The organism is Cardiobacterium valvarum (assembly GCF_900460955.1).
In the GTDB taxonomy this organism is placed as follows: Bacteria; Pseudomonadota; Gammaproteobacteria; order Cardiobacteriales; family Cardiobacteriaceae; genus Cardiobacterium; species Cardiobacterium valvarum.
In genome coordinates, this window is sequence record NZ_UFUW01000001.1 from 758,249 (window position 1) to 772,251 (window position 14,003).

A 14,003-nucleotide genomic window follows, 5' to 3' on the forward strand; every position below is an offset into this window, starting at 1 on the left:
CCATGCACCGCCTCATCCTCGCCCTGTTCCTCACCCTCGCTGCCACCATCATCTGCGCGCAAGGCCTCGATAACGCCGGCAACGCCCCCAGTGCCGCCCAGCTTGACCAGCTTGAACAAGCCATCAATGCCAACGAAGCCCGCAACCGCGACTGGCAGCGTGACCTGGACGAACTCGACGAAGACAGCCTGCCCGCCACCATCAGCGAAAACAACCTCGCCGCCATCCGCGTCGCCCTCGAACAAACACAAAGCGACCTCACCACCCTCACCAACACGCAGAACACCGTCAACCAGGAGATCGAAACCGCGCGCAAACGCAGCGACGCCCTCTCTGCCCTCTTGCAAAAACAATCCAACCCGCTGCTCGACAGCGACGACGGCCACAGCGCGCAGACCCGCGAACAACTCGCCCTCAGCCAGCGCCACCTGCAACTGCTGCAACGGCAGAAACACATCCTCGCCCAGACCGAAACCATCGGCAACCGCCAGAAAGCCCTGCTCGAAGCCCGCTACCAGCGCTACAACGAACGCTACCTCGAAACCCGCCAGACCACTGCCGACCAGACCCACAGCGACCGCCTCACCCAACTGCAAGCCCGCCGCCAGGAACTCAACGACCGCCTCGACCACAACAAACCCGACCGCAACACCCGTCTTGACCACAACAACGAGCTCGCCCTCATCAACACCCAAATCTACTACACCCAGGCCGAAAGCGAGCTGCTCGCCCAGGAAAGCCGCCTGCAAGAACTCCAATATGCCGACCTCACCAGACTCTCGCTCGAACGCGTTGACCGCATCCGCGCCGAACTCGCCACCGCGCAAACCCGCCTTGACGCCCTTGCCCCGCAAATTGACAACAACCAGCACCTCATCAGCCAGCAGAACGAGCTCTACACCCGCCAGCGCGGCACCCCGCTTGATGCCAACAAAGCCCGCTGGCAGGCGCTAAACCAGCAATACCAGCAACTCAAAACCCTTATCGCCAACAACACCCTCAGTCTCAACACCAGCCGCGACATCGCCGACCGCCAATACAGCCAGCTCGCCAAAGAACAACTCACCCAGCAATACCGCTTCGGCGGCGACCCCGCCGCCCTGGCGCAGCACGGTGCCGCCCTCATCAAGAGCGGCGGCACCTTCATCGGCCAGTACGCCGTCGCCGTCGAAACCCTCTACCACAGCCTGCGCACCCTGCCCACCCTCAAATGGCTCACCATCGCCAGTGCCGCCATCGGTTTCATCGCCGCCACCATCGCCATCATCAACCTGATGAACCGCGCCATCCGCCGCTACGCCGGCCAAAAACGCCTCACCTTTCCGGCGCGCCTGCTCTACTTCCTCAGCCGGATGCTGAAAAACAACCTGCCCTACCTCACCGCCTACAGCATCATCCACATTACCATCAGCACCAGCGGCATCACCGCGCCCGCCTCGGACATGCTCACCCTCATCCCGGCACTCCTGCTCTTCAACACCATCCCCTACTACGCCGCGCGCAACCTCATCTACACCGATCTCATCGCCACCCCCGAAAAACAGCGCATCATCCGCCCCACCATCATTTACGCCGCCGTCGGCAGCCTGCTCTACGGCCTCGCCTGCATGGCCGAATGGATACTGGATGACCGCGTCATCACCGACACCTACCGCTGGATCTTCGCCCTCTACAACCTCCTTGCCGCCGTACCCATCTGGCGTGCCACCAGCCGCAGCATTGCCCACATGAACGGCTACTACCGCGACCAGCCCAGCTACCGCAGTCTGCGCCTGCTCATCCGCACCATCCCCATCGGCGTTGCTGCCTTCGGCATCGTCGGCACCCTCGGCTACCTCAACCTCGCCTGGAACATCGCCCGCCACCTCCTCATCTTCGTCCTCTACGCCGGCCTGTGGATCGCCTTTACCGCGCTACTCAAAGACAGCGCCCGCCGCGCCAAACACTACGCCCTGCGCCACACCACCAACGGCGTCTTCTGGGCACAAGACATCATCAACCCGGCGAACACCATCCTCACCTACGCAAGCCTCATCCTGCTCCTGCGATTGCTGCAACACAGCTACGGCTGGAACGAACACACCCCCGTCATCCAGGAAACCCTCACCCTGCTCAACGCCTCCATCGCCAAAAACGACAGCCACCTCACCCTGCTCAACCTCCTGCTGATGGGCATCCTCATCTACATCATCTACCGCATCGGCGGCTGGATAAAATCCCTCAGCTACCGCTGGATCTACGGCAAAATCGCCGACCTCGGCATCCGTAACAGCCTCGCCGTCTTCAGCCAGTATGCTGCCGTCACCCTCGGCTTCTTCCTGGCGCTGCGCGTCATCGGCATCGACCTCACCGCCTTCACCGTCTTCGCCGGCGCGCTCGGCGTCGGTATCGGCTTCGGCATGCAGACCATCGCCAACAACTTCATCAGCGGCATCCTCCTGCTCATCGAACGCCCGCTGCGCAACGGCGACATCATCACCGTCGGCAGCTACGAAGGCACCGTCGAACGCATCGGCATGCGATCGCTGACCATCACCACCTTCGACAACGAAAGCGTCATCCTGCCGAACTCCGACTTTGTCACCAGCGCCTTCAAAAACTGGTCGCACCAGGACCCCGTCACCCGCACCGTGCTCTACCTTGACCTTGGCTACCGCCACGACCCCGAACACACCCGCCAAACCCTGCTGAACGCCCTCGCAGCACTTGCCGAAGAAGACCACATCCTTGACAGCAGCGACTACGACTACGGCGTCTTCGCCTACAACTACTCTGACCGGGGCATCACCTACCGCGTGCAATACCATGTCCACATGCAACACCACCACCGCGCGACCAGCCGCCACCTCGTCATCAGCCGCCTGTGGCAGGCCTGCCGCAGGCACGGCATCGACATCGCCTACCCGAAACGCGACAACTACTACCCGCTGGAAACCGACCAGCCCGCGCGCCTGCCCGCACCACGTAAACCGGTGTAGCAGAGAAAAAACGGGCGTTGAAGAGCCCAGTGTTTATCCTACTTGACGGCTGCTCCATCCCGAATCCCGCACAAAAAATTCCTTCCCCCGCTGGCGGGGAAGCTGGCCAAAGGGCGGAAGGGGAGAAATAAAAAACCTGTATTTATACCGCTTGACGGCTGCCCATCCTGAATCCCGCACAAAAAATTCCTTCCCCCGCTGGCGGGGGAAGGTGGCCGAAGGCCGGAAGGGGGGAATAAAAAACCCAGTATTTATCCCGCTTGGTAGCGAACTCGGTTTTATGCCGTTTAGCAAAATTTTGTCGTGTACGAAGCACACCGCAAAACATTCTTCGCATCCCTGCTTGAGTCCCGTCGTTTCGCCCCGCTTGGTCGGTATTTCTGTCGAAAAAAAAGCGAGAGAATCGGATACCGGTGCTCAAAAAGTAAAACAGCACCGCCTGCCCCTGCGAAACTTGCTAACATAACCGGTCAACCAAAGCGGGTCATGCCGTGCCGCAACCATTGCATCACTTCCAAGCTGTCGCTGCGTCATGCAGAAAGAGCAGGCAGACGGCGGTTGACCAAAATACAGTATATGACCGTTACCCCTTTCCACCTACCATGCAGGAGCAGCCGACATGAATCCTCCCCTCAGCATCAGCCGCCGTTACCCCGAAGTTGCCGCCGAACTGCGGCAGATGATTAGTAACGGCAACTTCGCCGTCGGCGACAAAATGCCCGCCGAGCGTCACCTTGCCGAACTGCTTGACGTCAGCCGCGCCCTCCTGCGCGAAGCCCTCATCATGTTGGAAATCCAAGGTCTCGTTGAAGTGCGGCAGGGATCCGGCGTGTATATCATCCGCCTGCCGGATGGCGGCACCCCCAAAGGCGACGATAGCGACATCGGCCCCTTCGAGCTGATGCAGGCGCGGCAAGTGCTGGAAAGCAGCATCGCCGAAGTCGCCGCGCTGACCGTCACCAAAACCGACATAGAAGCCCTGCAACGCATCCTGCAAATCCAGGAACAGGAAGTGCAAGAAGGCATCACCGATTACAGCAGCGACGAGCAATTCCATCTGCGCGTGGCGCAGGCGACGCAGAACAGCGTGCTGGCGGAAAGCGTCAATCGCCTGTGGTTGCAGCGGCGCGGCAGCCCGATGTGGGAACAACTGCACCGGCACATCACCAACACCACCTACTGGCGGCGCTGGTTGGATGACCACCGCGCCGTGCTCAACGCCCTGAAACGCAAAGACCCGGTCGCCGCCAAACATGCCATGTGGCAACACCTGGAAAACGTGCGCGAAACCCTGCTTCTGCTTTCGGACGTTGATGCGCCCGAATTCGACGGCTATCTCTTCCGCAGTCTGCCGATCACCCTGCCCAAGTCGGAAGAAAAAGCATGACTTTCGCTGGCGCTGCTGCCTCGCCGCAAGACCAAAAGGTGGTCACGAAGTCGGGCGGGCTTGACGCGTTGCTTGGCTGAAAAACTGCAACAGCATCACGGTGGGTTGGAAACTCCCCCGAGTTCGCTATTTTTCCGCGATTCGACACAACAAAAACCCTTCCCCGTTGCCGGAGAAGGGTTGCGGGTTAGCACACCGGTTACGGCAGCAGCGGTTTTGCCGCGCTGTCCGCTGTGGCGGCGGCAAGCAGAGGCTGCTGCAGCGGCGGGGCGGCGAGGTTGTCCGTCGTCGCGCTACGGGCATCGAAGGCAGCCATGGCTTCGATCAGATGCTGTGCCTGGGCGGCAGCCTTGGCATCACGTGCGGTGGCAGCACTTTGTGCGCCGCCCGTCGTTGGTGTTGCCGGATGGCTGTCCGTTGTGGCAGCACCGCCTTGTTGCCCGGCACTTTCGACCTGTGCCGCCAAAGCCCTGGCCGGAGCGGTAGCAGTGGTATCACGATCAGCCGCAGCGGCTTGTTGTGCGACGGCCGCTTTTTCTGTTGATGACGTCCCAACAGATGTCGCAGGCGCGGTTTCCGCTTTTGCTTCTTTAACCGTCTGTGCAGAGGCTGCCGTATCCGTCGCTGTTTGCACGGCGGGATTTTTCTCCGTTGCAGCGACACTCGCGGATGGCAGGCCATCCTTGAGCAAATCGCGGCTGCGGATACTCGCGGCATCGTAAGTCACGTCGTCGAATTGCAGGTTGTAGTAGTTCTGGCCGGGACGTTCGTAGTAGCTTTGCACAGTCACCTGGTCGCTTTCGTTGCCATAGGCACGGATGGTGAGATCTCCTCCCACACGCCCGAAGACAGCGTCTTTGGCTTTGGCACCATGGAAAACGAGGGTATCGGCTTCGGTTGTGCCACGTGCCCAGTCATAGACGTTATCTTTGCCGTGGCCTTTGCTGAAGTGGTAGGTGTCGGACTCGTAGTCGCCGCCTTGCAGGTCGTCGTTACCTGTGCCGCCGACGAGGGTGTCATGGCCTTTGCCACCGCGCAGGGCGTCGTTGCCGTTGCCGCCGTTCAGTTTGTCGTCGCCGTTACCGCCATTCAGGTTGTCATCGCCGTCGTTACCATTCAGGGTATCGTTACCGTCATCGCCGGAGATATTGTCGTTTTTTTCGCTGCCGTGGATGGTATCGTCGGTGATCCAGCCATTGCCCGATGTGCTGTCGTATTCGAAGGTTTTTTGTGCGATGTCGCTCACTTTCAGCGTGGCGTCATCGAATTGGAAATGGTGCTGGTTGGATGACGGGGAGGAGAAGAAGTCCCGGATGTTGACCTGATCCTGTCCGTTGCCGTAGGCACGAATGGTGAGGTCGGCACCTTCGCGGCCAAAGACGGCATCTTTGGCTTTGGCACCGTTGAAAACGAGTTTGTCGGCTTCGGCATCGTTGCGCGCCCAGTCATAGACGGTGTCTTTGCCGTGGCCTTTGCTGAAGTGGTAGGTGTCGGACTCGTAGTCGCCACCTTGCAGGTCGTCGTTACCTGTGCCGCCGACGAGGGTGTCATGGCCTTTGCCACCGCGCAGGGCGTCGTTGCCGTTGCCGCCGTTCAGTTTGTCGTCGCCGTTACCGCCATTCAGGTTGTCATCGCCGTCGTTACCATACAGGGTATCGTTACCGTCATCGCCGGAGATGTTGTCGTTTTGTTCGCTGCCGTGGATGGTGTCGTCGGTGATCCAGCCATTGCCCGATGTGCTGTCGTATTCGAAGGTTTTTTGTGCGATGTCGCTTACTTTCAGCGTGGCGTCATCGAATTGGAAATGGTGCTGGTTGGATGACGGGGAGGAGAAGAAGTCTCGGATGTTGACCTGATCCTGTCCGTTGCCGTAGGCACGAATGGTGAGGTCGGCACCTTCGCGGCCAAAGACAGCGTCTTTGGCTTTGGCACCATGGAAAACGAGTTTGTCGGCTTCGGCATCGTTGCGCGCCCAGTCATAGACGGTGTCTTTGCCGTGGCCTTTGCTGAAGTGGTAGGTGTCGGACTCGTAGTCGCCACCTTGCAGGTCGTCGTTACCTGTGCCGCCGACGAGGGTGTCATGGCCTTTGCCACCGCGCAGGGCGTCGTTGCCGTTGCCACCGGCAAGATAGTTGGCACTGTCATTACCGCCCAAGGTGTCATTGCCGTCGCCGCCAATGCGGTGTCCCAGGGTTTCCAGGTTCTTTTTACCGAGGACGTCGGCGTATTGGGCGAAGGTGCCGTTTTGTTCCGCTTCGGCGGCAAATTGCACGAATTGTTCGGCCAGTGGTGCCATTGCGGTGTTTTTGCCGTCGGCATTGCCTTTAGCCAGCAGTTCGCCGAGATCGGTGAAGGCTTTGCCGGGGTTTTTCTTGTGAATTTCGGCGAAGCGTGCGGAGACGCCGCTGTAATCTATGCTGTATTCGCCTTTTTCGTTCATGCGCAGGCGCATGGCGTCCAGGTAGGGGCGCAGGCGGGTCTGGAAGAGCAGACTGTCGTAGAGGCTGTCGGCGAGGCGTTCATAGGTATCGTTGACGGTATCGACAATATGCTGCGCTTCTTTTTTGCTGAAGTAGTAGAGGTTTGGAGAACGGGTGCCGGTGAAGGCATCGAGAATGGCGATCCTGCGGTTCAGTTCGGCCTGTTTTTGTCCGGTGGGATCAGGTTGACCGATAAGTTCCCAAAAATCCATCATCATGATTTCATTCATATGTTCGACCTGGGACGGGGTGAGGCCGATGCCTTTGCGCCCTCCGCCTTGTGTCATGGTATGCATGGTATTGATGGCACTCTTAAGGTCTTCTACCCGCTGCGGATCGGTATCCGCCCAAACTTTGAGCAGTTTGTCGCGCAGCGCCAATTGTTCTTCTTTGGTTGCCGCGTTTTTGTACTGCTGCAGCACCTCCGCCAGTTCGGAGGACTGGGCAGCGGCTTCGCGCAGGTCACGCAGTCTGCCGCTGCCGCGCAGATTCACTTCGCGCCGCTGTTCGTCCGTGAGCGGGATGCGGTCGCTGAAACGGCTGTGGAAGCGATCGGCGGAAAGTTGTAAGTCACCCATAATGTGTTCGTTGCCGTCTTCATCGGTGTAGCTGCCGACTTCGGCCAGCGTATTGCCGTTGCCGAGGTCTTTGTCCGCCTGTCTATAGCCAAGGTTGAGCGACTTGATGCGCAGGTCTTTGAGTGTAAAGAGCTCGCCTTCTTCGCTGATGCCGTTGTGATTGAGGTCGCGCCAGACACCGAGTTTGCCGAAGGCGCTGTCGGCGGCATCCACTTTGCCGTCACCGTTTTCATCCAGTTCGGCCAGTGCGGCGAAACCATGCGCGGCGGTCTTACCACTCTTGAGCGGGGTGTTGTCGCCAAAGATTTCGCCGCCGTCGTTGATTTTGCCGTCGCCGTTGCGGTCATGCACGAGGATGCCGTCGTTGCCGTGTACCCAGCCGGTGGCGGTGCGGATACCGCTGCGTTCATGATCAAACATCGCGCCATCATGACCATTGGCAGCGAGGGTTTCGATGCCGTTGCCGTTCAGGTCAAGAGCGAGGGGGTCGTATTGGTAGAAAATACCGTCGCGGTCAAGGCCGAACCAGCTCTTAACCCACCCTGAAAACGTATCCCAATCTCCCCAATCTGTATCCGGGTTGGAAAGGAGTTCCAAACTATCGGTTATTCGTTCCTGAAGGAATCCTCTCAAATCCTTTGTTTCATCCCATATGTATTCTGCAAATTTACCTCCATAATAACCACCTGCAATAGCTCCTAAAATAATTGCTGAAGGAATTAATATTATTCCTGCAGTAGTAGCTCCCGCAATGCCTGTGGCGGCAGCACCTAACAAGGCACCACCCGCATATGCACCAGCATAGCCAGTTAATGCTGATAAAGATTTTTTCCCAACCTTATCCCAATCACCGCCTAGCAATGAATCACCACCAAAAATTGCATCAACAGTAGCTTTGCCCATATCTATAATAGATATACCTGCACCAACGCTAGTGGCAATTCCTGCGATCTTATTTATAAGACCAGTGCCATTTATATGATTTAGAGAGTTATTAAAATTTGCGCGATTAGCATTTAATTGAGTAATATTAGAGCGCGTAATCCTATCTATAAAAGAAATTATGCCTTTTCTAGTACTTAAATCATACCCTGCCTTACCAAGGATTCTTTTTGTTTCATGAAGAAATTCTCTAGATGCTCTATAAGCATCATTATACGCATCACGCAAATTTGCATAGTTGTAATTTGCGTCATGGACGGCATACCCATCTATTTTACTGATCAAATTAGCGTAAGCTGTTGCAGCTTCAACAGCTTTATCAAAAAGTGAATCGCTCATACTAAACTTACCTTAAGTAGTTGGTTAAAAGACTATGTGTACCACGCACGAGAACAATCAAAGCCAACAAAAGTAATGTATTAAAAATTATATTAAACGTCAATATTCCTCCAAAGGTTTTCTGAAAACTAAATGCTTTATTAAAGAAGCCACTGTAAAGTAAAAAATATAATAAAGGGGTTACGGTTACAGCTACTTTTAATCCGTTTCTTTCTTTTCCATATATCTCAACAGAATATTTATAAAATTCACTATACTCCTCATCGTCTAAACTATAATTGCATGCAAAGATTTCAAATATTATTATAAGTATTGCGATCATAGGATGAATATAAAAATAATAAGCTGTTATTATTTTTCCACTCATTAAATTATCTTTGTATGTAACAATAATATTATTTTCATTGATTTTGGCATTAATAAATTGTAGAAAATAATTATCTTTATTAAAAAAATCTACATTTGTAGCAAAAATAACTGTTATAATTGATGCAATTAGGGATAATAATAGAATCTTTATCACCATGATTTGATAGTATTTTTGCTTTTTTTGATTGTGAGAACAATTTATTGTTGTGGACATAGCTTTTACCGTTAAGTGCATATTATTATCTAGTTTGTATTTATTATATTTTTACAAATGCAGCATTGAAATTGAAATGATTTTTTATTTAAATTCTAATATATTTTATTTATATAGAACTTATCCATATTGTGTTTAGAACAACCTCTATCATTAAGTTTTTGATAGATCTCGTTGACACCATTTCTATCGGTTGCCTTATCTCTAAGGTATTCAATATCAGCAACAGTTAATGCTCTTGTGACAGCCATGATTATTCTCCTGTGTTAGCTTGAAAGTTGATTAAAAACCGAATGGAATTACGTTGAATATTTTGCCATTGCGAAAGCTGAGGGCGCACATAATCAGCATTAATTTGGATTGACATAGGGGGGGGGAATACAAAATATTGAGTGCAAGGTGCAGAAGGCACAGGCTTATTTGAGCATTCAATAAGGGTTTGTACATGGCCTTCGCTATCGCGTCCAACAAATAGGTCTTGGGCATTTTCATATTCCCGCCAAGGCTTGCCTGTCTTGGAGTCTATGCCTGGATTGATATAAACCTCCAGCCCGTACAGTATTTCCGTTGTTTTTTCAAAATAAGAAGAATGGTCAGGATGAGGTGGTTCTATCCACATTTTGTCCATATACCATGCTAAGTGATGATCCAGATTTTTATATTTTGGTGGATGTTGGGGGTCAAATAGAATATGTACACTTACTCTGTCACTTTTCGAGCCATCAATACCCCAATCGTTTTTATTGCGCTCACACATTGTGGGATCATTTCTATCAAACAATTGGGCATCATTATTGAAAAAATCAAAGCCAAAAGAAGTAATGATGGATTGATAGCTGCGTGTTGGTGGGTTGTAGGTGCGCAGTTTTTCCGGATCCCAGCCGGGGGAATCGTCGTATTCGACGAGGCTGACCACCGAAGACGGCAGATTGACGGGGACGCCGCCAAGGTTGCCGATGATGTAGGGTTGGCCGTATTTATCCTTCGGCGCATTGTCGGGTTGTTGACTTGCCGCACCATGCATGGCGCGGGCAAGGTTGCCCATGTCCTCGGTAGTGATGTTCGGCATCCCGTCGGCGGCGGGCACGGAGCTTGCTGCCGCAGCGGTGGCGGTTGCCTGCGCTGCGGGTTTCGCCGTTTTATCCGCCTGCGGTTTGTCGCAAGCGGTGAGCAAGGCAGCAAACGCAAGGCACAGGGTGAAGAACAGCGACTTGCGGGTGGTATTGGTCGGTTGGTTTGTCATGCGGTGTCCTTAATTTATATGTTTGCCTTCCAAGGGAACAACGTGTTGTTATGCGGTTTTTGTGGGGAAACGATACACCTCCGTTACGGATTCGTAAAGAGTCTGTCATGTGCGTTTTGGCGCATTTGGGGCGAAGCTCCGCCGGGCGGGGACGGTATTTGCGCCGCTTGGCGGGGGTGGTATTGATGCCGCTTGGCATGGTTCGTCCTGCGGACGAATGCCCCTCCCCAACCCCTCCGCCGGGGACCCCAAAAACGCTCGCATTTTTGGGGCGCGGTCACGGATGAGGGGCTTTTTACCTCGCTTGGCGGTGTTTCTTCCGTGCTGTTATCAAGGACTCAAAAAGCAGGCTGTGCCTGCCCGGCGGGCTGAAGCCCGCCCTACGTAAAGCTGGTCAGCTTCAGAATCGGCATTAGCGCCATGAGCGGCTTCATTAGGTCTGATCATCCCCTTGTTACTCTTGCCGTTTTGCAGATTGCGTTCCATCATGTTCTGCAAATTCTGCCGTGCGGAAGGAGAGTTATATAAGGCGTCTGCAATTTCTGAAATGGCATTTTTGCCAAATTTTTTTCACTTTGCAAATCGTTTCTTACCTCATCGGAAAACATCTCTTCTATATCGCGTCTGGTTATGTCATCCATAAAACACTCCTGAGTTAGTCATCTGTCTGTTTGGGAGAATATGTAATCCATAATTGAAATGCATATGCTTCAGTCGTCATTTCTAGCCCCCAGCTGCTTTTCAATTCTTGACCATAGCTATACTTAATGCCAGAATAATATTCTATTGGTTTCTTTCTGTCTATGCTGATATAAGGATTATAGCGCTTTGTTATACCCATGTCTCCCTCCTTTATAGGATCATGGTAACCATGTCTTGCAGTATCAGTAAAATACTTGTCTAAAACAGGAATCGGGTTAAAATCCTTATCTATCCCGCTTAGGGTAATTGTATACCCTTTATCTTGGGAATCATACAAGATCTCAAATTCATAGTCCTCGCTTGGAAGAATATGAAGAATATTGAGGCTATCAACCCCATCAATACCCCAAATGTCCGGAAGTTCAGTAAGGACTTCTTTCTTTTTATCACCTTCATTATCACCTTTACTAAATACTATCCAGTTTATATCGCCCTGAAAATAGCAGGCAATATTATGGCGCGAGTAAAACTCCCGTCCTTTATCCCGCGCGTTTTTAGCAAAAGAAAGCATGTTCTCAGCCAGTTGCTCCCTGGTTTGTGCAGGCGAGATGCCTGTTGGGCATTCATGCTGTGTTTTTGTGTCCGCTTGCGGTAATGCCTGCCTGCTGGCAAGGACTTTACCTGCCGACACGTCAGCATCCGATGCACGGCTCTCTACCGCACTCTCCGACAAGTCCGCCGCTTTTGCTGTCTCTTCTGCCTGCGCGTTATCACATACGGCAAACATGGCGATGGTGGCAAGCCCTAGGGCAAGAAGCAGCGGCTTGCGGGCGGTATTGGTCGGTTGGTTTATCATGATTTATATGTTTGCCTTCCAAGGGAACAACGTGTTGTTATGCGGTTTTTGTGGGGAAACTATACACCTCCGTTACGGATTTGTAAAGAGTTTGTCATGTGCATTTTTGGCGCATTTGAGGAAGGCCCGCGGGTGTCTTTGTTGCGGCTTCTGTCGCGTGCGGGGGGCCGGAAAGCAAGAATCCGACGCTGAAGCGTCGGATTCTTTATAGACAATGGTTCTTCATCAGGCGGTGAGCAGGGCTGGGCGGTCTTGCGGATTTTGGGCAGGGTATCCCTCAGCGCAACCAGCCCTCTTCCCGCAGCCAGGCGGCGAAGTTTTCGGTGAAAGCGGCGTAACCGGCAGCATTGGGGTGGATCTGGTCGGATTTGAGCGTGTCTTTACCGAGGACTTTTGACCAGCCGCCTTGATAGTAGGGCACGCGTTCGGCGGCGGCGATATCGGCATAGAGGTTGTGGTCGCCGGGGTAGCCGAGGGCAGCGCCGAGGCTGATGCCGGGTTCGCCGACGAGGATGATGTCCGCGCCCGCATCGCGGCAGGCAGCGATGATGGCCGTGATGTTGGTGCGGGTTTCCTGTTCGGGCAGGCGTTGCAGGAAGTCGTTGCCGCCGATGCTGATGATGACGAGGCGCGGGTTGTGTTCCCGCAGCAGCGGCGGCAGGCGGGCCAGGGCACCGCTGCTGGTGTCGCCGCTTTGTCCGGCGTTGATGATGTGCCAGCCGCTCATGGCAGCGAGGCGGGGCGGGTAGGCTTCGTCCGGGTTGGCGCCGAAGCCGTAGGTCAGGGAATCGCCGAGGGCAAGGACGGTGCTGCCACGCGGTAGTCCGGCGTGTTTGCGGCGGCGGCTGCAAGCGGCAAGGCTCAAGGCGGCAAGAAGGGTCAGGGTTTGGCGGCGGGTGGGCATGGCTGTCTCGGTGTGGGTGGTTCATGTAACGGCGGGGAGGGAGGCCGCTGCCGTATGTCTATGCGGGGGAGGGGGCTGGGGTATTACTAGCGGCGGCGTGTAGGAAAAATAGCTCGCTGCCGCGCTGAATGTGTTTCATCTTGCGAGTGAACACTTCCCCTCTAATTTTCTCGCCTTGAAGTGCGACCCCCGCAAGCGGGGGAAGGGATTTTGTGCCAGGCGGACATAGATGTCTACACCTCTCAAAAGTTGTAAAAATGGCTGCAAAAACAAAGGGAACCCCTTACCCCCTTGCGGGAGAGCCACGGCTGGGGTTTGTTGTGCAAGTCGCTTCATGCGCCCTGCGAGGAAAGCATACAAGGGGTGAGGGGGTGTCCGCAGAACGAACCATGGAAAGTTGGACCAGCAGGTATTTTTATCCTCCTCCGTCGCTACGCGGCATTTCCCGGTACCCATATAAAAATGCTCGCATTTTTTATGGGTGCCCGCCCTCCCGCAGGCAGGAGGAGGGATTTTTCTTCGCTGATCACAGGGTTATGTGTGTATCAAAAGGTGCGGACACACCTGATCTAGCGGCCAAAGGTGGCGGTCAGGCTGGCGCTGCCGAGGCTGTGTTGCCAGACGGTGAAGCCGATGCGGGCGGTCGTGACGTCTTGCGGCAGGTCGAGATGGTCGCAGTCAAGCGCGTGGATGGTGAAGATGTAGCGGTGGGCACCGTGGCCGGGCGGGGGGCATGCACCGCCGTAGTTGTAATCGCCATAGTCGTTGCGGCCATGGCGGGCACCGGCGGGCAGGCCGTCCACAGCGACGTTTTCCGCAAGGCTGTGCACGTCCGCCGGGAGGTTGATGATGTACCAGTGCCAGAAGCCGGAACCGGTCGGGGCGTCGGGATCGTAGCAGGTTAGGGCGAAGCTCTTGGTACCGGCGGGCGGGTTGGCCCAGTGCAGTTCGGGCGAGCGGTTGGCGCCGCCTGCGCCGTTGTGGACTTGCGCCAGCGGCAGGGTGTCGTTGTTATTGAAGGCGGGAGAGGTGAGGGTGAAGGGTGCTGTCATGGCAGGTTCCTGGGTTGTT

General features: G+C 54.7%; 10 protein-coding genes. 2 read left to right on the forward strand and 8 right to left on the reverse strand.

Going from position 1 to position 14,003, the window contains the following annotated elements:
- Window positions 1-2 precede the first annotated feature (2 nt).
- Window positions 3-2,978: a mechanosensitive ion channel domain-containing protein gene (locus DY250_RS03675; RefSeq protein WP_115610961.1), complete on the forward strand. Its 2,976-nt coding sequence runs from the start codon at window positions 3-5 to the stop codon at window positions 2,976-2,978.
- Between the two features lie 619 nt (window positions 2,979-3,597).
- Complete coding sequence (locus DY250_RS03680) at window positions 3,598-4,365, forward strand: FCD domain-containing protein (protein ID WP_115610962.1); 768 nt, start codon at window positions 3,598-3,600, stop codon at window positions 4,363-4,365.
- 199 nt (window positions 4,366-4,564) lie between these two features.
- Here the strand turns inward: DY250_RS03680 and DY250_RS14155 are convergent, their stop codons facing one another.
- The 8 genes from DY250_RS14155 to DY250_RS03720 form a co-directional block, all read right to left on the reverse strand.
- On the reverse strand, window positions 4,565-8,020 hold the full coding sequence (locus DY250_RS14155) for a calcium-binding protein (RefSeq protein ID WP_174904597.1): 3,456 nt from the start codon (window positions 8,018-8,020) through the stop codon (window positions 4,565-4,567).
- A 691-nt stretch (window positions 8,021-8,711) separates the two neighbouring features.
- A complete protein-coding gene (locus tag DY250_RS03700) occupies window positions 8,712-9,287 on the reverse strand; it encodes a hypothetical protein (RefSeq protein ID WP_115610963.1) in 576 nt (191 codons plus the stop codon).
- A gap of 95 nt (window positions 9,288-9,382) precedes the next feature.
- Window positions 9,383-9,538 carry a hypothetical protein gene (locus tag DY250_RS13905; RefSeq protein ID WP_172542180.1) on the reverse strand — a complete coding sequence of 52 codons (156 nt, stop codon included), beginning with the start codon at window positions 9,536-9,538 and terminating at the stop codon, window positions 9,383-9,385.
- A 2-nt stretch (window positions 9,539-9,540) separates the two neighbouring features.
- Window positions 9,541-10,530 carry a hypothetical protein gene (locus tag DY250_RS03705; protein WP_115610964.1) on the reverse strand — a complete coding sequence of 330 codons (990 nt, stop codon included), beginning with the start codon at window positions 10,528-10,530 and terminating at the stop codon, window positions 9,541-9,543.
- A 485-nt stretch (window positions 10,531-11,015) separates the two neighbouring features.
- Window positions 11,016-11,171, reverse strand: a complete 156-nt coding sequence (locus DY250_RS13910; protein WP_172542183.1) for a hypothetical protein — start codon at window positions 11,169-11,171, stop codon at window positions 11,016-11,018.
- A 14-nt stretch (window positions 11,172-11,185) separates the two neighbouring features.
- Window positions 11,186-12,028 (reverse strand): hypothetical protein, encoded by an 843-nt coding sequence (locus DY250_RS03710; protein ID WP_115610965.1) that lies wholly within the window; start codon window positions 12,026-12,028, stop codon window positions 11,186-11,188.
- A gap of 277 nt (window positions 12,029-12,305) precedes the next feature.
- Window positions 12,306-12,932, reverse strand: coding sequence for a GDSL-type esterase/lipase family protein (locus tag DY250_RS03715; protein WP_115610966.1), 627 nt, complete (start codon window positions 12,930-12,932; stop codon window positions 12,306-12,308).
- A 569-nt stretch (window positions 12,933-13,501) separates the two neighbouring features.
- On the reverse strand, window positions 13,502-13,984 hold the full coding sequence (locus tag DY250_RS03720) for a YbhB/YbcL family Raf kinase inhibitor-like protein (RefSeq protein WP_115610967.1): 483 nt from the start codon (window positions 13,982-13,984) through the stop codon (window positions 13,502-13,504).
- Window positions 13,985-14,003: the final 19 nt, after the last annotated feature.